Raw genomic sequence first — 25,886 nt, 5'->3', positions numbered from 1 at the left:
GGTGCAGGAATACTCCCCCGGAAGGAGAGTATCATTCAGGCGGAACGGCGAGGCCTCCTTTTTCGGGCGGCAGTGCCTTCACTACTGCGGAGGAAGTGGCGGCCACCAGTTCCTCGATCCCGCGCGCCGTGGGGTGGATCTTGTCGTCCTGCAGCAGGTCGGGCTTGTCATACACCGCCTCCAGAAAGAACGGCACCAGAGCAGCCCCATATTCTTTCGCCAAGGCGGGATAGATGGCATCGAAATCCCGCTGGAAATCTGCGCCCAGATTGGGCGGCGCGCGCATGCCCATCAGCAGGACGGGAATCTTGCGTGCTTTCAGCTCCTTCAGGATCGCCGCGATGTTGGCGCGGGTTTCCTCAGGGTTCAACCCGCGCAACAGATCGTTGCCGCCCAGTTCCACGATCACGAGTTGCGGCGGCACCGGCTGGTTGTCCAGCGTGAAGACGAAACGCTGCGCGGCCGCCGCACTGGTATCCCCGGAAACGCCGGCATTGGCCACTTTTGCATTGATCCCCTGCGCGCGCAGGGCCAGTTCCAGCTTCTGGGGATAGGCCTCCGCCTGTTCCACATTGTAGCCCGCGAACAGGCTGTCCCCAAAGGCGAGGATCGGGCGTTCGGGGCCCATAACCGGCACATCGTCACGCACTTCGGCTTCCTGTGTCGGCGCGGGCGAAGGCGCCTCATTGCCGCAGGCGGCCAGCGTAAAGGCCAGGGCAATCGACAAACACCATTGGCGCATCGGCCAAACTCCCTTTGGTCCACTTGCTCAGGGTGCGATCCCTATGCCATCGATACGCAGTGACAAGCCCCGATCAGACCCAGCCCGCAATCGCCGCCCACAATCTGACCCTCACCCTGGGTGAGGGAGAGGCCGCGGTGCAGATCCTCAAGGGGATCGACCTTACCGTGAATGTCGGGGAAACGGTGGCCCTGCTCGGCCCCTCCGGCTCGGGCAAAAGCTCGCTGATGGCAGTCCTTTCCGGGCTGGAACGCGCAGGCGGCGGCAGCCTGTTTGTCGCCGGTCAGGATTTCGCCGCGATGGACGAGGATGCGCTGGCCGCCGCGCGCCGGGGGCGGATCGGCATCGTGCTCCAGGCCTTCCATCTGCTCCCCACCATGACGGCGCAGGAAAATGTCGCCACGCCGATGGAACTAGCCGGAGAAGCCGACGCCTGGCCGCGTGCCGCCACGGAGCTTGAAGCCGTGGGCCTTGGCCACCGGCTGACCCACTACCCCGCCCAGCTTTCCGGCGGCGAACAGCAACGCGTGGCCATCGCCCGCGCCACTGCTCCGCGCCCCACCCTGATCTTCGCGGACGAGCCGACCGGCAATCTGGACGGCGCGACCGGCAAGGACATCGTGGAATTGCTCTTAGCCCGCCGCGCCGAAACCGGGGCGACTCTGGTGATCATCACCCATGACCCCGCCCTTGCCGAACGATGCGACCGGGTGGTCACCCTGGGCGACGGCCGGATCGTGAACGACACGGCCGCCGGATGACCCGCCCCGCCTCCACTGCCCTGCCCTGGGCCGCCGCCTGGGGCATCGCCCGGCGCGATCTGCACCGCAGGTTCCGCGGCTTGCGCCTGTTGCTCGTCTGCCTGTTCCTGGGCGTCGGCGCGCTGGCGGCGATTGGATCGCTGACCGGCGCTATCGAGGGCGAACTGCGGAGCCGGGGCAAGGAAATCCTCGGCGGCGATCTGGAAATCGGCCTGTGGCAGCGCGCGCCCACGCTCAACGAGCTGATGGTGATGAACGGCTATGGCGTCGTTTCCGGCGGCCTCAGGATGCAGGCGACCGCCAGCGCGGGCGATCTTGCTGCGCCAATCGAACTGAAGGCCGTCGATATCGAATGGCCGATGTTCGGCACCTTCACCCTGAACGACGGGACGAAGGTCGGCGCACCACCCGAAGGGCAGGCCTGGTTGGCGGAAGGCGCGGCGGAACGGCTGGGGATCAAGCGCGGCGACAGTTTCCGGCTGGGCACGCTGACGCTGAAAGTGGGCGGCATCATTGGAGAAGAACCTGACCGGCTGAGCGAAGGCTTCGCCCTTGGCCCCACGGTGATCGTGGCGCTGGACGTGCCTGCAAGAGCCGGGCTGATAGCTCCCGGAGCGATGTATCAGGGCAAATATCGCATTGCCTTCGATCGCGCTTACGATCCTGAAAGCGTGTCGAAGAAAATCGAGGAACTGTTCCCTTCGGCCGGTTTCGAATTCCGCACATCCGACAATGCCTCTCCCGGCGCGGACCGCTTCGTCTCCCGCATGGGCCAGTTCCTGGTGCTGGTGGGCCTTGCCGCGCTGGTAATTGCCGGTATCGGCATTGGCGGCGGCGTTTCCTCCTATTTGCAGGCCCGGCGGACCAGCATCGCCACGCTCAAGATCCTCGGTGCGACCAGCCGGGACATTGCCCGTATCTATACGCTGCAACTGGGTGCCTCCGCGCTGGCCGGGGCCGCAGCCGGGCTGGTGGCGGGCATTGCCATTACTCCATTGCTCAGCTGGGCGCTCGGATCGCTCCTGCCGGTGCGGACCGGGCTGGTGCTCGATCCGGCTGCCTTGGCGCGGGCGGCGGGCTTTGGCCTGCTGGTGGCGCTGATCTTCGCCGCACCGCCCCTGGACAAGGCCCGGCGCTTCCCGGCCATGGCGCTGATGCGGGAGCGCGTGGCCCCGCTTTCCCGCCAGTGGCGCGGGCTCCTGATGCCCGTGGGCGGTGGCCTTGCCGCAATTATCGCCCTCGCCCTTGTCGGCACGCCGCAGCCTTCGCTCAGCGCCATGTTCATGGGCGGAGCAGCGGTGCTGCTCGCCATCCTCGCTCTGCTGGGCTGGGCAATCCGCCGTGCGGCCGAGCGGGCACCGCGCCCACGCAATCCGCTGCTGCGCAACGCGCTCGCCAATCTCCACCGCCCCGGCGCGCAGACGGGCGCGCTAGTGACAGCACTGGGCTTCGGCCTGTCCGCCTTTGTGCTGCTGGCGGGCGTGCAGACCAGCCTGGATGCCAATATCCAGCGCAGCGTGCCGCAAATGGCGCCGGACTATTTCGTGCTCGACATTCCGCGCGATCGGATCGCGGAATTCGAGGCACTGGTGCGCAAGGAAAGCCCCAAGGCGGAAATCCGCAGCGTCCCCACCCTGCGCGGCAAGATCCTGGCCTATGGCTCGAAGGACAAGATGATCCGCGTAGCCGATCTGGAGGAAATCCCCGAAGGAGCCTGGCCCCTGCGCGGCGAACGTGGCCTCACCTATTCCGACGGTGTGCCCGATGGCAACACGGTGACCAAGGGCATATGGTGGCCCGGGAATTATGCAGGCGAGCCGCTGGTCTCCATCGATGAAGAGCTGGCAACCGCGCTGGACCTGAAAATCGGCGATTCCATAACCGTCGGCCTGCTGGGGGTAGAGCGCAGTGCGCGCATTGCCAGCTTCCGCCGGATCGACTGGGATTCGCTGGGGTTCAACTATGTGCTGGTTTTCAGCCCCAACGCCATTGCCGATGCCCCACATAATCTCGCAGCCACCATCGACCTTCCCGATGGCAGCGCCACGGGCCCACTGCTGCGCCAGATGGTGCGCGCCTTCCCCTCCAGCTCGGTGATCGAAGTGGGGCAAGTGCTGAGCGAGGCTCGCGCAATTCTCAGCCAGGTGGGCGCGGCGATCCTTGCGGCGGCCTCCGTGGCGGTGCTGGCGGGCCTTGCCGTGTTGCTGGGCGCGATTGCCGCCGCGCGGGCCAGCCGGATGTATGACAACGTGATCCTGCGTGTGCTGGGCGCCAGCCGCCGCCAGTTGCTGCTGCTCCAGCTTGCCGAATATGGCCTGCTGGCGCTGGTGCTGGCCGGGGTGGCGCTGGTGCTGGGCAGCGGGTTGGCCTGGCTGGTGATCGTCCAGCTGTTCGAATTCGACTGGCTACCCGACTGGCCGCGTGTTCTGGCCGTGCTGGGCGCCGGGCTGGCGCTGGTCCTTGGCTTCGCGCTGGGCGGGTCGCTGCCGCTGTTGCGGGCACGCCCCGCCCAGGCGCTGAGAGAGCTTTAGGAAAAGACGCTGATGTCTTCCCGGCCCTTTGGATCGGGGCCGAAGCGGTTGGGGCCGCGCGTCCCGTCAAGGCACATCAGCACCAGCAAAGCGAACCAGCCCAGGATCGGGATGAATAGCAGCAGCAGCAACCAGCCGCTGCGATCCTGATCGTGCAGCCGCCGGATCGCCACGGCGATGCCGGGAATGAGGCTTACCAGGCTGAAGATGTTCTGCAGAATTCCGCCCGTCCCGGTCACTTCGCTGTAGAAACCGGCAGAGAAGGGCGTGCTTGCAGTCTGGTTGGTGCCGAAAATCAGCCCGATGGCAAGGGATACCAGGATGTTGAACAGAGTGAACATCCAGTATTCCAGCCGCCGCGAGCGGCCGCTGAATTCAAAATATCTGCGATAAGGCAGCAACATCCAATGCATGATCGTATCCCCGTTCCAATCCCCACGATTCGATCTGCATAGCGGACCACAGGGCACGGGCGCAGGCAAGAAAAAGGGGGCGCGTGGCCCCCTTCTCCATTCTGGCTCAGACCGTGGTGCTTACCACTTGAAGCGCACCGTACCGCCCCAGGTGAGCGGCTGGTTGGGATAGCCCGAGATCGAGAGCGGCTGCGCCACTGAATCGAAGATCGACAGAATATAGCGATCGTCGAGCAGGTTGCGGCCCCACAGCGAGAATTCCAGGCCGGAATCCATCGCATAGGTAACCGAGGCGGAAAGATCGTCCACCGTGCGTGTGTAAGGCGCAGCGGCGGCAAGGGCGGCAGCCTGACCGCCGGAGAGATAGCCCGGCAGGCCTTCCACGATCTGCACTTCGGATTCGTGGTGATAGGAAGCGTTCAGGAACACCTTGTCGCCATTGCCCAGATCGACTTCATACTGGCCGCCGACCACGATGGTCCATTCGGGAATGCCCGCCGGACGCGTGCCGGTGAGATCGCCCACGGCCGAGAATTTGAAATCGTCATATTTGGGATCGAGATAGGTGACGCCCAGGTTGAAGGTCAGCCCGTTGGTCGGCTCCACCATGCCTTCGAATTCCACGCCGAAAGTGGACTGCTTGCCCGCATTGGCGAGCGCGAAGCCGGTACCGGTGAAGATGTTGGACTGGAAGCCCTCGATCTCCTGCTTGAACACGGCGATGTTGGTGGAGGCTACGCCCCAGTTCCCCTTCAGGCCGAATTCGTAGACCTTGGACTTTTCCGGATCGGCATAGCGCGTACCGAAGGTCTGGTTAACCTTCAGCAGGCCCGCCGAACCCAGCGCCGCCGCATCGGCTGCGAAGGGGCGGCTATCGCGCGAGAGGTTGACCGAGGCCGCCTTGAAGCCGGTCGCATAGCTCGCATAGATATTCACTTCCGGGGTCACGTCATAAGCAAGACGGATGGTGTAAGTGAAATCGTCGTCCGAGACGTGGCCATCCTCCACCGAGTTCGGCACCGGCAGGAACTGCGGCAAATATTGCAGCGCCTTCAGCGGATTGAGCGGATTGACCGCCGCATTGTTCGCATTGGCCGCCGCATAGGCGCCCACGGCCGTATCGATCTGCCCATAGGCCACCGGCTCGGCCATCGCGAAATTCGCGATTTCCTGCGCCGTGGCGCTGCGGCCAAGGCTCATTGCCGCACCCACCTGCTGCGCCAGTCCGCCCTGATAGAGCAGGGTCTGGCGGAAGCCAGCATAGGCCGGATTGTTGAAATCGACCTGCGAGAAGATGTCGCTGCCCACGATCGAGGCCGAATAGTCCTTCACATCCTTGGTATAGTTGCCCCCCAGGGTGAGAGTGAGGCCGGGCACGACCTCGTAATCGACCTGGCCGAAGATGGAGAGCGCCTCGCTATCGAGCCCGAAGGTCTCGTCATTGCCGGTCGTCGCCTTGAAGAATTGGCCGGCATATTTCGCCGGATTGCCTTCATAGCTGCCGAACGCTGTTTCCAGCGCCGGAATGCTCAGCGCGCCACCCGAAAGGCTTTGCACCAGCGCATTGGCATAGGGACGTGCCTGGGTGCCCCACTTCAGTTCGCCCGTCTGGTTCACCTTCTCGTTGATGTAGAAGGCGCCCAGCAGGATGCTGGCCTTGTCCGCGATTTCGGCGGTCAGGCGCAGTTCCTGGGTGAAGGTATCGAGATCGACATCGGCCCCGATGGGATAGATCAGATCCGCGCTGGAGAAGTCCGGATCCTGAGCGGTGACCGCGGTGCTTTTGCGATAGGCGGTAATCGAGGTGAGAGTGAGCGGGCCCACATTGTAATCGAGCTGGGCGGAAAGGCCCCAGTTCTTGATGTCATTGGTCGAATCGAAATTGCTGTAAACCACGTTTTCGTAGGGATGCGCCGCATCGGTCACCTTGCCGCCCAGCCCCTCGATCACCGAAGTCGCGGCGGAACGCTTGAGGTTCACCACGCCGCAGCAGATTTCGTCGATGCTGTCGTAATCGGCGATCAGGCGAGCCTTGAAGTCGGTCGAAGGCTCGATCAGCAACTGGCCGCGCACGAACCAGCGGTTGCGCTCATTCGTGCGGTTTCCAGTACCCAGATCCTTGTTGTAGCCATCCCGGCCGGACCAGCCGCCTGCGATGCTGGCCGCGATATTTTCCGAAAGCGGGCCAGTGACATAGCCCTTCAGGGCTATGGCGTTGTAATTGCCGTAACTGGCTTCCACCGAACCGCCGAGATCGAATTGCGGCTCTTCCGTCACGATCGAGATGACGCCTGCCGAGGCGTTCTTGCCGAACAGGGTCGATTGCGGGCCGCGCAGCACTTCGATCCGCGAGACATTGGGCAGATCGTTCACCTGGGCGGCGGTGCGGCTGCGATAGACACCATCGACGAACACGCCGACAGAGGGTTCGATACCGGCATTGTTCGCACCGTTGCCGAAGCCGCGAATGATGAAGTTGGTGTTGGCCGAGCTTTGCAGCTGGGTGACGCGCAGCGATGGCACGATGGTCTGCAGATCCTTCAGATCGCGGATTTCGGCACGCTGGATCGCTTCACCGGTGGTTACCGAGACGGCGACCGGAACATCCTGCAAGGTCTGTTCCCGCTTGGTTGCGGTAACGAGGATCTCATTGCCCGAACCCGCCCTGTCATCGGCAGGCTGCGCAAGCTCTTCTTCTTGCTGAGCAAAGGCCACAGAGGGGGCCGCAACGGCTATACCGGCAGCGCCAACCAGAAAAGCCGCACGAAGCACATGCGCACGACCGGAAGCAGAAGTTTTCATGTAAGGCTCCATCTCTCCATCCCCAGACCCTGCCGCAGTGCCTTCTTTTCGAGGATTGCCGACCAAAGCCCGGATTCCTCTAGCGATCATACGGTTACCGGTAGGTTCACACAATCGACAATAAGTTATCAGGTTTCACCCGTAACCTTGCGTTGCCCACAAGTAACACAGGCCCGCACGGCCGTTACGGAAAGCTGGGTTCGCCGGGCCGCCACGACGACAATAAATTCTGCCCCCGCATGTGACAGCCTGGCGCTTTTCCACCGTTTATACTTGCCGCAATGCAGCATTGCGTATAGGGGCGCGGCGCCCGGGCGAATTGTGTCCGAAGCTTTCAGACAAACCGCTATCTAGAAGAGCCTGACCGATGCCCGGCCAAGAAGCCCTGCGCAATATTGCGATCATTGCCCACGTTGACCATGGTAAGACCACTCTGGTTGACCAGTTGTTCCGCCAATCCGGCACCTTCCGCGACAATCAGCGCGTGGAAGAACGTGCCATGGATTCCAACGATCTGGAAAAGGAACGCGGGATCACCATCCTTGCGAAGCCGACCTCGATCGAGTGGAACGGCCATCGTATCAACATCGTCGACACCCCCGGCCACGCCGACTTCGGCGCCGAGGTGGAACGCATCCTCTCCATGGTGGACGGCGTGATCCTGCTGGTGGACAGCTCGGAAGGCGCCATGCCGCAGACCAAGTTCGTCACCGGCAAGGCGCTCGGCCTCGGCCTCAAGCCGATCGTTGTCGTCAACAAGATCGACCGTCCCGACGGCCGCCACGCCGAAGTGCTGGACGAAGTGTTCGACCTTTTCGTCAGCCTCGATGCCAATGACGAGCAGCTCGACTTCCCCGTCCTCTACGCTTCGGGCCGCAACGGCTACGCCAGCTACGATCCCGATGCACGCGACGGTACGCTGACCCCGCTGTTCGAGAAGATTGTCGAGCACGTTCCCTCGCCGAACCTCGACGTCAATGCGCCGTTCTCGTTCCTTGCCACTTTGCTCGACCGCGACAACTTCATGGGCCGCGTGCTGACCGGTCGCGTCCAGTCGGGCACGCTCAAGGTCAACGATCCGATCCGCGCCATCGACATGGACGGCAACGTGATCGAGACCGGTCGCGCCAGCAAGGTGCTCACCTTCCGCGGCCTCGAACGCGTGCCGGTGGACGAAGCTCGCGCCGGTGACATTATCGCCCTGGCCGGCCTGGAGAAGGCGACCGTCGCCAATACCATCGCCGACCCGCAGGTTTCGGAACCGATTCAGGCCCAGCCGATCGACCCGCCGACGTTGGCGATGCGCTTCTCGGTCAACGACAGCCCGCTGGCCGGTCGCGAAGGCGACAAGGTAACCAGCCGCATGATCCGCGACCGCCTGATGCGCGAAGCCGAAACCAACGTGGCTATCCGCGTCACCGAATCGGCAGACAAGGACAGCTTCGAGGTTGCCGGTCGCGGCGAACTTCAGCTGGGCGTCGTCATCGAAACCATGCGCCGCGAAGGCTTCGAACTGGGCATTTCCCGCCCGCGCGTGATCTTCAGCGAAGACGAGGCGGGCAACCGCACCGAACCTTATGAAACCGTTGTGATCGACGTGGACGATGAATTCTCCGGCACGGTCGTGGAAAAGATGCAGCGCCGCAAGGCGGAGCTTACCGACATGCGCCCTTCGGGCCTCGGCAAGACGCGCATCACCTTCTCCGCCCCGTCGCGCGGCCTCATCGGCTATCACGGCGAGTTCCTTTCGGACACACGCGGCACAGGCATCATGAACCGCCTGTTCGAGAAGTATGGCCCCTACAAGGGCAAGATCGAAGGCCGCCAGAATGGCGTGCTGATCTCCAACTGCACCGGCGAGGCCGTGGGCTATGCCCTCAACAGCCTCGAAGATCGCGGCATCCTGTTCGTGAGCCCGCAGGAAAAGATCTATGAAGGCATGCTGATCGGCGAGAACGCCAAGCCGGACGACCTCGAGGTCAATCCGATGAAGTCGAAGCAGCTGACCAACTTCCGTTCGACCGGCAAGGACGACGCGATCCGCCTCACCCCGCCGCGGGTGATGACGCTGGAACAGGCCATCGCCTATATCGACGATGATGAAATGGTGGAAGTGACGCCCAAGTCCATCCGCCTGCGCAAGGCGATCCTCGATCCGAATGAGCGTAAGAAGGCCAAGCGCAAGGAAGCCGCCTGACCCCTATCCGAAGCGATCGGAAGACCGCTTCTCTGATTATCTGACAAGGCCGCCCGCTTTCCCCGGCGAGGGGTGCGGGCGGCCTTTGTTCATTGCAGCACAAGCTCCCGGACCTTAAAGCGCCTTCCGGCATGGACACTTCCCAGCTTCGCATTGCGCTGTTCAGCGGCAACTACAACATGGTGCGCGACGGTGCGAACCAGGCGCTGAACCGGCTTGTCGGCTATCTGTTGCGGCAAGGGGCAGCGGTGCGGATCTATTCCCCCGTGGTGGACAAACCCGATTTCCCGCCCACGGGCGATCTGGTGGGCGTCAATTCCTTCGCCATTCCCGGCCGTAGCGAATATCGCGTTGCAGTGGGTCTTTCCCGGCAGAACCGGGAAGACCTGGCCCGTTTCGCCCCCAATGTCGTCCATATCTCGGCCCCGGATTTCGCCTGCCGCCAAGCCGCGAAATGGGCACGGGACCGCGCCATTCCCGTTCTCGCCTCGGTCCATACGCGGTTCGAGACCTACCCCCGCTATTACAAGCTCGGCTTTCTCGAACCCACAGTCGAGAACTGGCTGCGCAAGCTCTATCGCCGCTGCGATGCGCTGGTTGCGCCTTCGCAAAGCATGGTGGACGTTCTGCACGAGCAGGGAATGAACCCCGATATCGGCATATGGTCACGCGGGGTGGACCGCACCATCTTCAATCCCGCTGCGCGCAGCCTTGAATGGCGCCGCTCGCTCGGCATTGCGGATAGCGATGTGGCCGTGGGCTTCCTTGGCCGTCTGGTGATGGAAAAGGGGCTGGATGTCTTCGCTGACACGATTGGCGAGTTGGAACGGCGCGGCGTGAAGCACAAGGTGCTGGTGGTAGGCGAAGGCCCCGCCCGCGCCTGGTTTGCCGAAAAAGTGCCCGATGCCTGCTTCGCGGGCTTTCAGGCAGGTGCCGATCTGGGCCGGGCAGTGGCCAGCATGGATATGCTGTTCAACCCTTCGATCACCGAGACTTTCGGCAATGTCACGCTTGAGGCCATGGCCTGCCGCCTGCCTGTAGTGGCCGCGCGGGCCACCGGCAGCGACGTTCTGGTTGCCGATGGAGTATCGGGCAGGCTCGTCACTCCGGGGGACATCTCGGGGTTTGCCGATGCGGTGCAGGCCTATGCCCAGAATCCCGCGCTAAATGCCGAACACGGCGCCGCAGGCGAGGCTCGCAGCCTCCAGTTCGACTGGGACCGGATCAATCAGGCCGTAGCCGATACCTATATCCGGCTGATCGGGCAGCGGGCGGCGGGGAAGTAAGCTGCCCCCACGCCACCTCCGTTCGTCCTGAGCCTGTCGAAGGACGCGGGTGATGGGTGGTTCCGGGCGCACTGAAACTCCCGCTTGAACGGGAAGCTTGGCAAAACTGCGTGCTGGGCAAAGGTCAGCGCGCGTCCTTCGACAGGCTCAGGACGGACGGATGTGGGTAATAGGAGGTGGGACTCACCCATCCTGCCACTCAAACGGCAGAGGCGCCTCGCGGTGGGCGAAGCGGTCCAGATGGCGGGCGACCACTCCCTTCATGATATCGCGCTGTTCAGCCACGCTGGCATCGATGCGCACTTCCAGCGAGATGTCATGGGCGTCCATCGTCACCAGCGCATCGCCGGGGAATGTCCCGGCGCGGCCTTCCGCCGGGAAACGGATCGTGCCGTGCTCCGGCGTGAATTCCACCTCCAGACTGTGGGACCAGTGCTTGCAGAGCTGCTGAAGATAGCGGCTGGCACTGGCGGTCGGTACTGTTGCCACAGTGGTAACGCTGGCTGGGGCAGTGCTCATCGTGTTCTCCATGGCTTGCACCGGCGCCAGAATATGGCGCCGGTGCAGCATTTCCAGTCAGATCAAATGCGCTCGATCCGCTTTGCGGCCTCGTCGATGATATCGACAATCGCCTGCATGGTCTCCTTGTCGGGCTTGCCCGCAAAGACGCGGTGCTTCAGCACGCCGCCGAAATTCATCAACGCGCGCATCAGTTCGGGCGAGTGCTGGCGTTCGCTGGTATCGCCCAGTTCGGCGAGTCGATTCATCAGCGCCTCCAATTCATCAGCCCGTTCGACCAGTTCGGCCCGGCCGGCATCGGTAGCGGCAAAGGCCTTGCGGTTGCCGTCCCCGTCTGCGCTTTCCGCGATCATGCCCTCATCCGAGAGCAGCGACAAAGTGGGATAGAGCGTGCCCGGGCTGGGCGAGTAATTGCCGCCGGTCAGCTCTTCCAGCGCCTTCATCAGCTCATAGCCATGGCGCGGTTCATCCGCGATCAGCTTCAGCAGCACGAGACGAAGCTCGCCCCCGGCAAAAAGCCGCCCGCGCCGCGCCTTGCGGCCGCCGCCAAAGCCCCCGCCGGATTCGTCCCAGCCGAAGCCGCTGCCCCAGCCGCCAAATCCGCTGCCGAAGCCGCCACGCCCCATGGTCGCCAGCTTTTCCATCTTCCCCCGCAAATGCCCACCGGGCCCGCCGCACATTCCGCGAAAGTGACCGTGGCGCTCGAAACGATCGCCGCAGCGATCCGTATGATTGTGCATGTGCGACTCCTTACTCTGCATATCTTGATGCCTTTAAGATATATCTTAGATAGAGCTTTGCAAGAGCCGATGCAAAATTCCTTCGCGCCGCCTATGGTGGGGCAAATGTCTGACCTGTTTGCCGAAGACCTGCCCCCTTCCAGCGCGCCTGACGCGCCGCGCGAGGACGCCCCCCTTGCGGACCGGCTGCGTCCCTCCAGCCTTGCCGAAGTGATCGGGCAGGAACATCTCACCGGGCCGGAGGGCGCGATCGGTCGCATGGTGGCCGCCGGGCGGCTTTCCAGCATGATCCTGTGGGGCCCACCCGGCACCGGCAAGACCAGCATCGCCCGCCTGCTGGCCGATGCAGTGGGCATGCGCTTTGCCGCGGTGAGCGCGGTGTTCTCCGGCGTGGCGGACCTTAAGAAGGCCTTTGCCGAAGCTGAAGTGGCCGCCAAGGCCGGGCAGCGCACCCTGCTGTTTGTGGACGAGATCCACCGCTTCAACCGCGCCCAGCAGGATGGCTTCCTGCCCTTTGTGGAGCGCGGTACGGTGACACTGGTGGGCGCCACCACCGAAAACCCCAGCTTCGCCCTCAACGCAGCCCTGCTCAGCCGGGCGCAGGTGCTTATCCTTCACCGGCTGGACGCGGCGGCCCTTTCCGTCCTGCTCGGTCGCGCGGAAGAACTGGAGGGGCCCCTGCCCCTTACCCCCGAAGCGCGCGAGGCACTGGTGGCCAGCGCCGATGGCGACGGGCGGTTCCTGCTCAATCAGGCTGAAACCCTCTATGCAGCGAAAATACCCGAGCCGCTGAATCCCGCCGGGCTTGGCAAGTTCCTGCAGCGCCGCGTCGCCGTCTACGACAAGGATCGGGACGGGCATTACAACCTGATCTCAGCCCTGCATAAATCCCTGCGCGGATCGGACCCGCAGGCCGCGCTCTATTACATGGCGCGCATGCTCACCGCCGGGGAAGAGCCGCTTTACGTGCTGCGCCGCCTTGTCCGCTTCGCCAGCGAGGATATCGGCCTGGCCGATCCGCAGGCGCTGACCCAATGCCTGGCGGCTAAGCAGGCCTATGAGTTCCTTGGTAGCCCGGAAGGCGAAGTGGCCATCGTGCAGGCCTGCCTCTATCTCGCCACCGCGCCCAAATCGAATGCCGCCTATAAGGCGCAGAAAGCCGCCTGGAAAAGCGCCAAGGAAACCGGATCGCTCGCCCCGCCCGCCAATATCCTCAACGCGCCGACCAAGCTGATGAAGGATATCGGCTATGGCACGGGCTACACTTACGACCATGACACGGCGGAAGGCTTTTCGGGCGACGATTACTGGCCGGAAGGCATGGAGCCGCAGACCTATTACGAACCGGTGGAGCGCGGATTCGAACGGCAGGTGATCGAGCGAATCGCCTATTGGAACAAGCTGCGCGCCCAGCGGCGCGGCTGATCGGCCACATGCGTTTCACCCATTTCGCGGCGATCGACTGGTCCGGCGCCGCCGGGGAGCGGCATCGCGGCATCGCCGTGGCGCTCTGCACGGCAGGTAGCGACGCCCCGCAACTGGTGCGGCCCGGCCATCGCTGGTCCCGGGTCGAAGTGCTGGCCTGGCTCGCCGCCGAAATGCCGCCCGGCACTCTCGCCGGGCTCGATCTGGGCATGTCGTTGCCCTTCATGGACCGGGGCGCCTTCTTCCCCGGCTGGGAGGAAAGCCCTGGCACGGCGCGCGAATTATGGGCGCTGGTGGAACGGATCTGCACGCCGGACGATCACCTCGCCGCATCCACTCTCGTCGCCCATCAGGAAGCCCGCCGCCATTTCCGCCATCGGGGCGAGGAAGGCGACATGTTCGGCGGAGGTCGTGGCCGTTTCCGCGTGACCGAACATGCCCAGAGGCTGGCGGGCTGCAATCCCTATTCGAACTTCAACCTCGTCGGCGCGGCGCAGGTCGGCAAGTCGAGCCTTACGGGCATGCGCGTGCTGCACCGGCTGGCGGGCCGCGTGCCCGTCTGGCCTGTCGATCCGCTGCCGGGCGCGGGCGGTTCCGCCGTGGTGGAAATCTACACCTCGCTCGCCGCGATCCATGCCGGACGACGCGCGGGCCAGACCAAGCTGCACAGTTACGAGGAGCTGAACCACGCCCTCGCCGCGCTCGGCAGCGCACCCGTGCCCGCCCACGGCCCGGTGGACGATCACATCAGCGACGCCCTGCTGACCGCCGCATGGCTGCGCGAAGTGGCCCATCTGCCCGAATATTGGCAGCCTCCCGCCATGACGGAGGAAATCGCCCAAACCGAAGGCTGGACCTTCGGCGCAGTTTAGAGCAGAGGAGCGACGCACAGGCGCGTCCACAGCGCCACGGGCCGGCTTAGCTCAGTTGGTAGAGCACCTGATTTGTAATCAGGGGGCCACGGGTTCGAATCCTGTAGCCGGCACCATTTCAAGCATCGTGATGCATCGCATCACCCTTTACAACATCAGCATTTCTGCGGTATTTATCCACGCATAGCATCGTTTTGCGTCGGCATGGACCGCCTACATTCGGTGCATTTGTGGCCCCCAATGGGGGCCACGGACTGGAGCGCAGGGGGCCACGCCGCCGATGAAACTGACAGATGCACCCTTCCGGAACGCGAAGCCGCGCGAGAAGCCCTACAAGCTGAGCGATTCAGGCGGACTATTCCTTCTGGTGCAACCAACGGGCGGAAAGTTCTGGCGCCTGAAATATCGGATCCACGGCAAAGAGAAGAAGCTCGCCCTGGGCGCCTATCCCGAAACCGGCTTAGCCAAGGCCCGCGAGCTGCGCGACGCCGCAAAGGCCGAGCTGGCAGCGGGCAAGGATCCCAGCCGGGAGAAGAAGCTGGCAAAGGCCCGGCAGAAACAACAGGCCAGCCACACCTTTGCTGCAGTCGCGGCCGACTATTTCGACAAACGCAACAATGACGGCAACAAGGCATGGGCCAAGGGCACGGCCGCAAAGAACGACTGGCTCTATCGCCAACTCGCGCCGGCGCTGGGCAACGTCCCCGTCGCCGAGATCGAGCCGCTTGAGGTGTTACAGGCCTGCCAGAAGATCGAAGCTCGTGGGAACCGCGAAACCGCCATGCGCGCGATGCAGTTGGCAAGCAGCATCTTCCGCTATGCAGTGGCGACAGCCCGCCTCCGCTCAGATCCCACGCGCGACCTTAAGGGGGCATTGCGAACGCCGAAGACCAAGCACCATGCGGCCATTCTGGAACCGCTCAAGCTCGGCCAACTGCTCCGGGCGATCGATGGCTACAGCGGCCACTACGGCACGAAGTTCGCTCTCGAACTGGCCCCGCATGTCTTCCTGCGGCCCGGCGAGTTGAGGCAGGCCCGCTGGAGCGAGATCGATCTCGATGAAGGCGTGTGGATGATCCCAGCCGAGCGGGCGAAGATGCGCCGGCCGCACCACGCACCGTTGTCGCGGCAGGTTCGGGAGATGCTGCAGGGCCTCCGCGCGCTCACCGTACGGCAAGACGGCTTTGTCTTCCCGTCGATCCGGTCACACACCCGGCCAATGTCCGAGAACACCCTCAACGCCGCCCTGCGGCGGCTGGGCTACACCAGCGAGGAAGTCACCACGCATGGCTTCCGGGCCACGGCCTCCACCCTGCTCAATCAGGCGCGAGATCCAGAAACCGGCCGCTCGCTATGGTCGGCCGACGCCATCGAGAAGGCCCTCGCCCACGGCGGCGATGACAAGGTGAGACGGGCCTATCATCGCGGCGATCATTGGGATGAGCGCGTTGAAATGGCTCAGTGGTGGAGCGATTATCTCGATCAGCTCCGCAAGGGCGCCGACATCATGAAGTTCCCGGATCGCGAGGCCGGATAGAGTTCAGCGGGCGCGGTGCCCGATGAAACGGCCCGGCGAGGTGCTCGAACCACCCAGCCGGGCCTGATCACCAACCGACGACATAGGAGTCGATCAATGACTGAAATTGCACATACGGCAGCAGGCGCGGCGGGCAAGGCCAACCTGCCCACGCTCATCCAGAAAGACCTGACAGAGGCACGGCGCGCTCTGCCGACCTACCTCAAGGGCTCTTGGTCCAAGTTGCGGGCTGACTATACAGTCGCTCAGGCTGAGATGACTCTTGCCTATGCCCAAGCTGATTGTGCCGAGGTTTCCGACCAAGCGGAAACAAAGCACGAAATCCATACTACGGCGGTCAACGCCATCCTTCTGACTCCAGCCGAAACGGCAGCCGACATCCGGTTCAAAATCGAAGTGATCGCAGCCGAAGAGATCGCAGACGGCTGGTGGTGTGCAGAAGAAGCCATGGCACTTCTGGCGATTGATGCGAAACGCCTGTTGCCAGTGGCGAACGAAGCCCAACAGCCACTGGAGGCGTCCCATGTCTGAGGCAGGCATCTCCGCAGCTTGGAACGCCGTCTGCGCGCTCGACTGCTTCACGCTGGAAGTCCAAGCGCTTGGCGCAATCGCGGAGCTGTTGGCGTCGTCCGAGTATCTAGACAATCGAGAGCGGGCGGCTTTTCGCGGCTTCGACGATTCACTGAGGGGGATCGCGGCGCGAATGGAGGCGAAATGCAAAGAAATCGCGTCGCAGTATAGAGCCGAGGGCAACGTCGCCTGGATTAACCCAGCCGGTGCGCAGCGATGACCTCCGGTCACCCAGGCGGGGAGCGGGGCGACTTTAACATCCTGCCCTTCGCGCTCAAAGATCGCTGGGTTGTGACAGTTGAGAGCGAGCGGCGACTTGTGAAGGTCCGCCATCGCACTCGCTGGTATACCGTCGCGCGCCGCATTGGACATGACGAACGCCGCCATAGGTGCGCCAGCCGAGAAGACGCGCTTATCATTGCCGGCTGGCAACGAGAGGCTTTCGATCTTCTGGCTGCACTGTAGGGCCAGTTGTCCACAGATCGGCCGGCGCGGAGTTGCACAGCACCGGGCAGGGGGCGATTTTCGTGACAGGGGATAGGCCGGCCAGCCGAAAAGCGCACCCCCGAAGCGCCTGCCCCTCACCATCGCTCGGGACCGCATCGGAGGGCGGACAATGGCAACGACCAAAAGCCGTGTTTGGATCAACTTCGGTGAATTCTTCGAAGAGGCCAGCATCAAGGGTATTTCTGAACTTGATGCGGCTGAGGCCCTGCTTTCAGCCCTGAGACTGCGCGTGCATGCCTACGGTCATCGCAGGCGCTATTTCACCGACGGCAGCGAGTTGCTGCCGCGAGACATTCAACCGCAGCGAGTTCCCGTCGAACTCTGGCGAGAAATACAGGATGTGGCCCCTGATCTTTCTTCGCGCTGGGTTGATGATGAAGGTGACCCAGAGCAATGGGTCAATGTTGACTGGGTCTCGGGCAATCTAAACTCTGGAATCTGGGACCTTGGGACAATTACATTCCTGCTGAGAAACTACCATGCGCTTCGCATTCCCGCCGCGGACGGGAAAAAGATCCTCAGTTCCTTAACCGGCGCCCCGCTTAAGCGACGCGGGGCACCTGCCGGCCCTAGGTGCTCTAAAGAGCGGACTCTCGTCGCCCTGGGGTTTGATCGATGGGTTAAAGAAGGCGGCGATCAGCCAGGCGGTCCGTCAGTTGCAAAAATCGCCACCGAATTATGCGATATTAATCTGTCCGCTGATGATTTCGAGAATCAGAAACGCAGGATTCATGCGGGAATCAAGACGATTATCGATAGGCGGTAAATTCTCTGCCCGAATAATCCGATTTAACCGCTGCGGACTTAGACCGCCACTCAGCGATAAAACACGCCCCGTTCCAACATTGAACGGAGGCATTCGTGTCCAACTCCACCGTTACCCCAATCCGCTCCCGCACCAAGACGAAAGCTGCGCCAACCCGCACGGCCAAGCCGGTCCAAGCTGAGGCTGTCGCGGTTCGGCTTTCGCAAATGTGCCAGATGCTCAATGTGGGTCTGACCAAGGGCCAAGAGCTTGTGAAGTCCGGCGCGGTCGAATCTACGCTGGTGGGCAAAACCCGTCTCATCTCGGTGCGGTCGATCAAGGCCCTTGTCGGTGAGGTCGCCTGAGAGGTGGCCGACATCCTGCCCTTCAGTATGGCAGCCGAGCCATTCGCCCGCGTCGAGCAGGCCGGGGATCGCTTCTTCGTCGAGTTCGCCAACGCGCCGAAACTCTCCGCACTTAGCCGGCATTTCGAAGATGGATGGAAGGCCTACCGCCATGCCACAAGATACGCGACGGCCGAAGACATCTCCCTCGTCATCCGTCCCCGATTGTTGCAGCAGATCCTCCAGGGTGGCCCGCGATGACGGCGAACTACATTCGCGGGTCGCATCCCGAACTCGGCGACATGTTCGCTGCATGGGATCCGTCATCCCATCATGTCGAGCCCGCTGTCCGGCCAAGCCGCTTCGGCGCTCGGCTGGCACCGTTCCGCTCTCGTTTGGAAGCCGAGCAGGCCTTGCTCGAAGAGGGCGCGGTGATCGAGGCCGGGGGCGCGCTTGGCTAAGCCCCGGCTCTTCACAACACTTCCAACGCGAGCAATGGCAGACACGCGCCTGACCGCCCTCGATTTGCGTTGCCTTATGGCCATCTCGCTGCATGACGGTATGAGCCAGAAGCTCGGCAAGGGCAGCGGCTGCTACGCCAAGAGTTCGACGCTCGCCGGCTACGCCAAGACCGATATTTCCAACTTCAGTAAGGCGGCAAACCGCTTGCTCGAATACGGCTATATCAGCCGGAAGCGGCAGGAAGCTGATCAGCGCCGTTTCACGCTGAGATTGATCTTCACCGAAGGAGATAGTTGGCAGAGCGACCAACAATCCGAAGGCCCCCACGAGGTGCCCGAGAATCAGATAGTTGGTGAGGTGGCCAACAGTGCAGGGGGGATAGTTGGCGAGCCCACCAACAAGATAGTTGGTGAGCCAGAAACACAACCCGATGTAATTTCGAGCGAAACACCCCCCTACTACAGCCATAGACTAGATTCAGTAGAAACTGAGGAACTAGATTCAGTAGAAACTGCGCACCGCGCTGCGAGCGCGATGCGCCTCGATGATTATCCACCTCAGGACTGCGAGAATACCCTGTTCGGACAAGATCCCGCAGAAGCGGGGCTTGGCAGGAAAGAGCCTCGCTCGATCGCGGCACTCCTGCCGGCTGGGTTCTACGACATGGAACCGGATGCGCAGCTGTCAGCATTCGAGCGCGCCTTCGCGAAGATCGGCCGCGATCCGGATATTATCGAACCCACAGAGCGCGAAGTGCTGGAAAGCCTGCTCATGGCCCTGTGGGACGTGCATCACGGCGAGCCGACCGGATACCGCGCCGCTCGTCTGTTGGGTGAAATGGATACGCCGCGGAGTGTGATCAAGCGGCCCGAGTTCGACTTCCCCGACGCACTGCCGCTTGATGAGCTCCGCAAATGGGCTGCGGCAGCCGCACTTACACTGGGCACGGGCGGCGTAGGCAGGCTGGCAGAACAAGCTGGAATTCCGCCTCAGGTGTTGAGCCGGTTTCGTGGAGGCAAGGCACTGCCTGAGCAGCACCGCGTCTCCCTGCAGGAGGCCTGCGAGCGTGTCCTGCCAAACCAGAACTGGAGGGCCGCCGCATGAACCGCGCCCTCTCCCCCATCCCTCATGACGCTGCGCAGATCCTGCCGCGCGTCACCCCCGAAAGGAATTGAACCATGGGTGCACCCGCAGAAGTGTTTCCCGCATTCATCAAGTTGGAGCACAAAGACAGCCCCGAGGCCCAGGCAAGGTTCCAGGCTGAGGTCAATCGCATCCTCGGCGGCGCGAGCCGCAAGCTCGATGACTTCTCCGCCAAGGCACAGGCGACGCTCGACCGGGCGCTGTCCACGCAGCGCAATGCCGGTGGTAGTCTCGACCTCGGCATCGATCAGTTGAACGCCGCGGCACAGGCTCAGATGCAACGAGCGATGGCCGCACAGGAGGTTTATCAGGCGACACTGCAAGCTGCTCGGGCTGAAGGGCTCTATTCCGTCGAGACGCGCCAGTCGATCGCCGCAACGAAAGCGCTATGGCTCGAAGAGGAGCGGGCAGCGAAGGCCGCACAGGCCCACGCCCGCGCAGCAACCGCCGTCCAAGCCGAACTGAACAAGCAGGCCAGCGCGACCGACATTGTGGTGCAATCCACGCGCCGCGGGGCGATGGAACAGGCGAGCGTGGCCAATTCGATGAGGGCCAGCCGCACCGCCTACGCCCAGCTTGGCCAGCAGATGCAGGACATGACGATCCAGGCGCAAATGGGCACCAGCGCCTTCGTGATCTTCTCCCAGCAGGTTCCGCAAGCCGCATTCGCGCTCAGCCAGTTGGAGCGCAGCGGCAGTGCGGTCGAGCGCCGCATCGGCTCGGTCGCGACGTTCCTCTCTGGGCCATGGGGCGCCGCGATCTTCGCTGCTACCGCGATCCTTGGGCCATTCGTGGCCAAACTGTTCGAGAGTGGCGAGGCGGCCGACAAATCGGCTGGCGCCATGGAGTTGCTGACCGACCGGCTGGACCTGTCACGGAACAGCTATGCCAGCCTCACCGCAGTGGTCGAGGAATACAACAAGGCGCAGGACCGCAGCACGGCGCTGACCTATGCCGCAATCGTCGCAACGGAGCGAAAGGCCGCCGCGATCCTCAAGGAGGCCAAAGCGGAACTGGCGAGGTTGCAGGCAACGCCGGCCAGTTCCTTCGGCGAAGTCTCCGGTGCCAGCATGGGCATTCCTGGCGTCGTCGTGACCGGTGACCAGCTCAAGCAGACCAATATTTCCCGTGTCGAAGCGGCCATCGCTGCAGCGGAAAAGGAACTCGCCAGCGCCGGCGTCGCGGCGGGAACGGAGCGGGTGAAGCGCGCGACAGACGAACGCTACAACATCGAGATCAGCTTCTCCGAGCAGCAGGCACGGCTCGATGAGCGCCGCAAACGTAACCTGATCGACCAGACCACATATGAGCGCGAATTGCTCCGGGTCACGCAGCAGAAAGACGCCGCGCTCAAGGCCTACGACCAGTCGCAGAAGAAGGATCGGCTCAGCAAGCCCGACACCAGCGCGGCCCGTGCAGCGGAGCGGCTGGAGAACTTCGGCGACCGTGCCGCGGAGTCGATCGCGCGGATCAATGAACGCTTCGATCAGCAGCCGCGCCTGATCGACCAGGCCGCGCAAGCCACGCGCCAGCTCGACATGTTGATCGCCGACCTGGCCGAACGGAAGCCGCCGAACTTCGAGCAGACCATCGCCAGCGCCGAGGCGGCGAAGCGCGCCGTGGAAGAGGCGCTTGTCCGGCCCCTCGAAGACATGGCCCGGGAATCCGAGCGACGCCTGCAACTCGCCGAACTGCTCGCCAGCGGTCGCGAAGAGGAAGCGGCGCAGTTGCAGGCCATCTGGACGCTGGAAAGCCAGCTCGGCACCGAAGAAGCCCTCCGCGCCCAGGTGCAGCAACTCATCACGGACGGGCGCAAGGAAGAAGCGGCAGCTCTCGCCAAGCTGCTCGCCATGTATCCCGACATGAAGCAGGAAGTGGCCGACATCGCGGGGCATGAATTCGCCCGCACGAAGGAACTGGAAAAGCAGCGCGACCTGCTCGGCGCCTATCTCTCGACCACGCAAGGCATTCGCGGCGAGTTGGAAAGCATCTTCTCCGGGGAAGGCTCAATCGCGAATTTCGGCAAACTCTTCTCCGACCTCCAGTCGAAAGTGTTGGTTGAGAAGATCTTCGGCCCCGCACTCGAAGAGCTCGACCAGTTCGTGAAGGGCGAGTTCGGCGTAAAGAGCGCCAACGACTTCCTGGCCAGCGAAACGAAGCGAGCGGGCGGCGCGGCTTCCGACTTTGCCGACGCGCTTGTGGTCGCAACTGAGAAGGTTCTCAATCCCTCCGCCGCAGTCGCGACGGCTGGTATGACCTTCGAGCAGGCATTCGGCCCGCCCTTCATCGAAAGCCTGAAAGCAGCTGGCGCCATGCCAGCGAATGACAACGGCGGCGCTATTGTCGTCGAAGGCTCTGTGATGTCTCTGACGCCGGAGCAGTTTTTCGAGCAGCTCACCCGGAAGATTGTTACCCCCGCACTCGACGGCCTCAACGAGATCTTCGGCGTGAAGTTCTTCACCAGCCTGCAAGGCGTCATGTCCGGCGCGCTGTATGGATATTCTACGGCTGGCGATGTCGGCGCAATCCTCGGTGCACTCAAGGGAATAGAGGGGCTTCCCAAAGGCATCACGGACGCTCTGGATGTTGCACTCAAGGGCGCGCAGACCGGCACCATGGTTTCCGGCCTCGCTGGCGCGTTCGGTATCGAACTGGGCCAGACCGGCTCCCAGATCGGTGGAGCCCTTGGCGCTCTGACTGGAATCCCCGGTGGCGACATCATCGGCGCCATCGCGGGCGGCATCCTCGAAAAGATCCTTGGCGGTATCAAAAAGGGCACCGTCACGATCAACGGCATGGACATCACCAGCACCTATGGCGGCAATGACGATCGCATTCAGGCCGCTACCACGGGTGCCAATTCGGTGCTGGACTCCATCGAGCGCATTGCCGACGCGCTCAATGCCAATGTGAACGCCGCTGCCGGCGCAGTTTCGATCGGCATCCGCAAGGACAGCTGGCGCGTCGACCCCACGGGGCGCAACCTCACGAAGATCGAGGATGGCGCGATCGACTTCGGCCAGGATCAGGCCGCCGCGATCCGCTACGCCATCATGGACCTGATCAAGGATGGCGTGATCGATGGGCTGACAGCATCGGAAGAACGGCTTCTGATGCTGGGCGATGACCTCGAAAAGTCACTGCAGAAGGTGCTCGATTTCCAGAGCGTGTTCGACCGGCTCAAGCAGTATCAGGACCCCATCGGCGCCGCGATTGATGCAGTCGACGAAGAATTCGACAGGCTGCGCGACATCTTCGCAGAAGCCGGGGCAAGCGCCGAGGAACTGGCCCAGCTCGAAGAGCTTTACGGGATCGAGCGGAAACAGGCGATCGAGCAGGCCTTCGAATCCGTCGCAGGGTCGCTGCAGAACCTGCTCGACGCCCTCACCGTCAACAATTCCGCGCTGTCCCTGCGAGAGCGCGAGGCCATGGCGAAAACGGAATACCAGTCACTGGCCGCACGGGTGCAGGCTGGCGACACTACCGCCTATGACGACTTTGCAGAGGCCGCCCAGACCCTGCTCGAGATCGAGCGCGAAATCTACGGCTCGCAGCAACCCTATTTCGACCTGCTCAACGAGGTCACGGCGCTGACCCGCACCGCGCTGGAAACGGCCGAGAACCGGGCCGACCCCAGTTCGACCAGCGCCGTTCCGGTGAATGACAATTCGGCCATTGTCAGCGGTATCGACGGCACCAACGCCAGGCTCGACGCCCTCAATCAAAATGTCGGTCAGCTCATCGCCCTGCAGCAGGTCGGTGGACAGGCCACGGGCAGCTCGGCCGCCAAAGTCTCCAACTACTAACCCGCCCTCCCCGCGCTCCGGCGTGGGAAGTGCCAACCAGTCACAACACGAAAGGAAGTCGCAATGTCATATGAAGCACTGAGATTGAGCGTCAAACGGTCGGCCAGTCAGCGGGCCGCTCGGGCGAACAACAGCGCCCCTGCTGCGCCTGCCCGTGCCGCCCAGTACAACTCTCCACCCGCGCCTGACACAGAGAAGGCAGCGCAGGCCGCCCGTGTAAGCGAGCGCGCCCGTATCGCTACCGTCTTCGGCTCGCCCCTCTCGCTGGGTCGCGAGCGGTCATGCGTTCGCCTGCTAATCCATGACCATGGCTGGTCAGCCAGTTCGATCGTTTCATTACTCGCCGAACTGCCGACCGACGCCGAGCAGGAACGGCACGCCCGTGCAGCGAAGCAGGCTCGAACTGCTGACGTTTGGGATCGAGCCCTTAGCCCTAAGAACGAAGCAAGCGAGAATTCGAGGGCCGGTGACATCTGGGATCGCGCCATCAAACTCAACAACAACGAGGCATGAAAATGGACACCAGCATTCTCAAGCGTGCCGGCGCACAATCCGCGGCGCTCGACTTCTCGGAAGAGAACGCCCGAATTGCCGAAGTCACGGCCGAGATCGACCGCACCGAGGCAGCCATCACAACCGCCGAGCAGCGATGCACCGAGATCAGCCGCGAACTGGTCGATTATCGCGGCCCGAACGCGAGCGCAGTGGCAGAGGCCATGCTCTCCGGTGTCGCACCTGCACAGGCAGCAGCTGCGGCTCCCAATCGTGCCGAACTCGAAGCCGAACGCGGTGCGCTGCGATCCGGGATCAGGGAACTGCGGCAACGGGTCGAAGATCTTCAAGCCGAAGTTGCCGGTATCCAGCGTGCCGCCTTTTTGCGGGTCAGGCCTGCAGTGCAGGAGGTGGTGAAGACCCTCACCGATGAAGCTCGGGCGGCAGCGCAGAAGATCATTGATGCGGCCGTCGCCTTGGACGCCATCGCCTACGCGACGAAGCAGGGGGACCATGAAGCCGGGGCGGTCAGGCGGGCAGCAGCCGGCGTCATCGGGCAAGACCGACTTATACCGGGGCGCCGCGACTATCCCGTGCCGCCTGAGATCGTGAGCCTCCTGCAGAACCTGGCGGGCAAGCGACCCGCCCTCCCGGCTCGCTTCGTCTCCGATGTGGAGATCACGCCCCCGCTGCGCTGAGATCAACTCCAACCGGCAGTTTTTGTCTTGATCCTTCCTGCCGGTGAACTCGGGCGGTCAGGTCTTCGGGCCCGACCGTCCATTTTTTCGCCCAACACACTGAAACTTCAAACTGTCCGACTGCCATGTGGCCGGTTCTGGGGGGCAAAAAGCGGTCCCTATGCGCTTTGGGCGCTCGGAGGCCGGGGGTAGGACCCGCAAAAAGCCGCCTCGTATTGGCGCCACGATAGGCACACAGAGGCGATCCCGCTCGATATGGCGGCGTTGATGCTGCAAAGGCTCGACGCACTCTAACCTCCGTTTCCGAGCAATTCACAGCGGGGCAAAATGCATGGCTGCAGACAGGCTCTTTTATGGGCAAGGTTCCAGTTCCAGCCATGGGTGCCAAGTCATTGAGGCCACCCTCCGCAAAACCCCTTAAATTGCCAACGCTCAAAAAAAGGCTTCACCTTGTCCGCGCGAGTCGGGATTTCGCAGATTTAGGGGGCATCATGAAAGTATTCGCCAATGCGTTTGGCGTCGCGATCCTGTTCGCGGCTACCGCTGGACACGCGCAGACCACGACAGATGGCGGCGTCGCGCCAATGCAGGTGACGAAAGCGGGGCCTGCCGCCTCAGCCTACTTGCCAGCCAATACCGAGGTTCTGGTATCGATGAACCAGGAACTGACAACAAAGGGCAAGACCTGGAACGAAGGCGATACCTTCAACATGACTGTCGTGCATGACGTCATGTATGGCGACTATGTCATCATCCCCAAGGGTAGCCGCGCGGTTGGCCGCATCTCCTGGCTCACCAACAAGGGCGCCTTCGGCAAGTCAGGCAAGATGGAGATCGAGATCGAGTATGCACAGGTCGGCGGGCGCCGCATCCCGTTGACCGGTCAATATCGCCAAGAAGGCGAAGGCAATACCGTCGCGACCATTGGCGGCGTAGTGGCTGCTGGCGTCTTCGCTGCCTTCATTACAGGCAAGAGCGGCAGGATCCCTGCCGGCCGTGAACTGATGGCCTACACCAAGGAAGACCTTCCGCTCGCTTTCGACGGTCCGCCGCCTCAGCAGAATGCGGCCTTCACAGTTCGGCAACCCGCACCAATGGGTGTGGCTGCCCCCGCTCCTGTCGAAGCGCCTGCGGAAGCCGCTATCATCGAGCCTGTGGCGGAAGAGGCTACCAAGCCCGTCCTAGTGCCGGTGACCGCGAACTGATCGAGGCGGTGAGACTGAAACTTCTGCACAAAAAAGACGGAGCCACAAATACCAAAGGGGGCCAAGTTGGGGGCCTCACCTCAGCCCAT

23 protein-coding genes and 1 tRNA gene are annotated in these 25,886 nt (G+C 63.0%); 19 read left to right on the top strand and 5 right to left on the bottom strand.

The window, feature by feature from the left end; all coding sequences use genetic code 11:
• Positions 1-31: 31 nt before the first annotated feature.
• Positions 32-742 (bottom strand): arylesterase, encoded by a 711-nt coding sequence (locus tag H0274_RS13810; protein WP_226796070.1) that lies wholly within the window; start codon positions 740-742, stop codon positions 32-34.
• A gap of 59 nt (positions 743-801) precedes the next feature.
• Between H0274_RS13810 and H0274_RS13805 the strand changes: the two genes are divergently transcribed.
• Both H0274_RS13805 and H0274_RS13800 read left to right on the top strand, forming a co-directional pair.
• Positions 802-1,503, top strand: coding sequence for an ABC transporter ATP-binding protein (locus H0274_RS13805; RefSeq protein WP_226796069.1), 702 nt, complete (start codon positions 802-804; stop codon positions 1,501-1,503).
• Positions 1,500-4,034 carry an ABC transporter permease gene (locus tag H0274_RS13800; protein ID WP_226796068.1) on the top strand — a complete coding sequence of 845 codons (2,535 nt, stop codon included), beginning with the start codon at positions 1,500-1,502 and terminating at the stop codon, positions 4,032-4,034. The genes H0274_RS13805 and H0274_RS13800 overlap by 4 nt, the downstream gene beginning before the upstream one ends.
• On the opposite strand, the gene H0274_RS13795 is transcribed toward H0274_RS13800, so the two are convergent.
• Positions 4,031-4,438, bottom strand: a complete 408-nt coding sequence (locus tag H0274_RS13795) for a DUF805 domain-containing protein (RefSeq protein ID WP_319018286.1) — start codon at positions 4,436-4,438, stop codon at positions 4,031-4,033. The genes H0274_RS13800 and H0274_RS13795 overlap by 4 nt on opposite strands.
• 129 nt (positions 4,439-4,567) lie before the next feature.
• Positions 4,568-7,249, bottom strand: a complete 2,682-nt coding sequence (locus H0274_RS13790; protein ID WP_226796066.1) for a TonB-dependent receptor — start codon at positions 7,247-7,249, stop codon at positions 4,568-4,570.
• A 367-nt stretch (positions 7,250-7,616) separates the two neighbouring features.
• Between H0274_RS13790 and typA the strand changes: the two genes are divergently transcribed.
• Together typA and H0274_RS13780 are read left to right on the top strand one after the other, a co-directional pair.
• Complete coding sequence (typA, locus tag H0274_RS13785; RefSeq protein WP_226796065.1) at positions 7,617-9,446, top strand: translational GTPase TypA; 1,830 nt, start codon at positions 7,617-7,619, stop codon at positions 9,444-9,446.
• Positions 9,447-9,577: 131 nt separating this feature from the next.
• The gene (locus H0274_RS13780) at positions 9,578-10,732 is read left to right on the top strand and encodes a glycosyltransferase family 4 protein (protein ID WP_226796064.1); all 1,155 of its coding nucleotides are present in this window, start codon (positions 9,578-9,580) and stop codon (positions 10,730-10,732) included.
• 183 nt (positions 10,733-10,915) lie between these two features.
• Here the strand turns inward: H0274_RS13780 and H0274_RS13775 are convergent, their stop codons facing one another.
• Complete coding sequence (locus H0274_RS13775) at positions 10,916-11,251, bottom strand: DUF2218 domain-containing protein (protein ID WP_226796063.1); 336 nt, start codon at positions 11,249-11,251, stop codon at positions 10,916-10,918.
• Between the two features lie 62 nt (positions 11,252-11,313).
• A complete protein-coding gene (locus H0274_RS13770) occupies positions 11,314-11,991 on the bottom strand; it encodes a PadR family transcriptional regulator (protein WP_226796062.1) in 678 nt (225 codons plus the stop codon).
• Positions 11,992-12,096: 105 nt separating this feature from the next.
• Between H0274_RS13770 and H0274_RS13765 the strand changes: the two genes are divergently transcribed.
• From H0274_RS13765 to H0274_RS13695, 15 genes are all read left to right on the top strand, one after another.
• The gene (locus H0274_RS13765) at positions 12,097-13,416 is read left to right on the top strand and encodes a replication-associated recombination protein A (protein WP_226796061.1); all 1,320 of its coding nucleotides are present in this window, start codon (positions 12,097-12,099) and stop codon (positions 13,414-13,416) included.
• Positions 13,417-13,424: 8 nt separating this feature from the next.
• Entirely contained in the window at positions 13,425-14,288 is an 864-nt protein-coding gene (locus H0274_RS13760) for a hypothetical protein (RefSeq protein WP_264295652.1), read from the top strand.
• 40 nt (positions 14,289-14,328) lie between these two features.
• Positions 14,329-14,404: transfer RNA gene (locus tag H0274_RS13755), tRNA-Thr, on the top strand.
• Positions 14,405-14,568: 164 nt separating this feature from the next.
• Positions 14,569-15,825 (top strand): tyrosine-type recombinase/integrase, encoded by a 1,257-nt coding sequence (locus H0274_RS13750; protein ID WP_226796060.1) that lies wholly within the window; start codon positions 14,569-14,571, stop codon positions 15,823-15,825.
• Positions 15,826-15,921: 96 nt separating this feature from the next.
• A complete protein-coding gene (locus H0274_RS13745; RefSeq protein WP_226796059.1) occupies positions 15,922-16,356 on the top strand; it encodes a hypothetical protein in 435 nt (144 codons plus the stop codon).
• Positions 16,349-16,615, top strand: coding sequence for a hypothetical protein (locus H0274_RS13740; protein ID WP_226796058.1), 267 nt, complete (start codon positions 16,349-16,351; stop codon positions 16,613-16,615). Before H0274_RS13745 ends, H0274_RS13740 begins: the two co-directional genes overlap by 8 nt.
• A 396-nt stretch (positions 16,616-17,011) precedes the next feature.
• A complete protein-coding gene (locus tag H0274_RS13735; protein ID WP_226796057.1) occupies positions 17,012-17,668 on the top strand; it encodes a hypothetical protein in 657 nt (218 codons plus the stop codon).
• A gap of 95 nt (positions 17,669-17,763) precedes the next feature.
• Positions 17,764-18,012, top strand: a complete 249-nt coding sequence (locus tag H0274_RS13730) for a hypothetical protein (protein WP_226796056.1) — start codon at positions 17,764-17,766, stop codon at positions 18,010-18,012.
• A 3-nt stretch (positions 18,013-18,015) separates the two neighbouring features.
• Positions 18,016-18,252: a hypothetical protein gene (locus H0274_RS13725; RefSeq protein ID WP_226796055.1), complete on the top strand. Its 237-nt coding sequence runs from the start codon at positions 18,016-18,018 to the stop codon at positions 18,250-18,252.
• Positions 18,249-18,452: a hypothetical protein gene (locus tag H0274_RS13720; protein WP_226796054.1), complete on the top strand. Its 204-nt coding sequence runs from the start codon at positions 18,249-18,251 to the stop codon at positions 18,450-18,452. The genes H0274_RS13725 and H0274_RS13720 overlap by 4 nt, the downstream gene beginning before the upstream one ends.
• A 34-nt stretch (positions 18,453-18,486) precedes the next feature.
• Positions 18,487-19,557 carry a MarR family winged helix-turn-helix transcriptional regulator gene (locus H0274_RS13715; RefSeq protein ID WP_226796053.1) on the top strand — a complete coding sequence of 357 codons (1,071 nt, stop codon included), beginning with the start codon at positions 18,487-18,489 and terminating at the stop codon, positions 19,555-19,557.
• Between the two features lie 74 nt (positions 19,558-19,631).
• Positions 19,632-23,402, top strand: a complete 3,771-nt coding sequence (locus tag H0274_RS13710) for a hypothetical protein (RefSeq protein ID WP_226796052.1) — start codon at positions 19,632-19,634, stop codon at positions 23,400-23,402.
• A gap of 63 nt (positions 23,403-23,465) precedes the next feature.
• Positions 23,466-23,915: a hypothetical protein gene (locus tag H0274_RS13705; RefSeq protein ID WP_226796051.1), complete on the top strand. Its 450-nt coding sequence runs from the start codon at positions 23,466-23,468 to the stop codon at positions 23,913-23,915.
• Complete coding sequence (locus H0274_RS13700) at positions 23,912-24,592, top strand: hypothetical protein (protein ID WP_226796050.1); 681 nt, start codon at positions 23,912-23,914, stop codon at positions 24,590-24,592. The genes H0274_RS13705 and H0274_RS13700 overlap by 4 nt, the downstream gene beginning before the upstream one ends.
• Positions 24,593-24,945: 353 nt before the next feature.
• Positions 24,946-25,797, top strand: coding sequence for a hypothetical protein (locus tag H0274_RS13695; RefSeq protein WP_226796049.1), 852 nt, complete (start codon positions 24,946-24,948; stop codon positions 25,795-25,797).
• Positions 25,798-25,886 lie beyond the last annotated feature (89 nt).

It is taken from the genome of Fulverythrobacter ferritrahens (assembly GCF_020539485.1).
GTDB lineage: Bacteria > Pseudomonadota > Alphaproteobacteria > Sphingomonadales > Sphingomonadaceae > Andeanibacterium > Andeanibacterium ferritrahens.
This window is presented reverse-complemented; position numbering and strand designations above follow the sequence as displayed.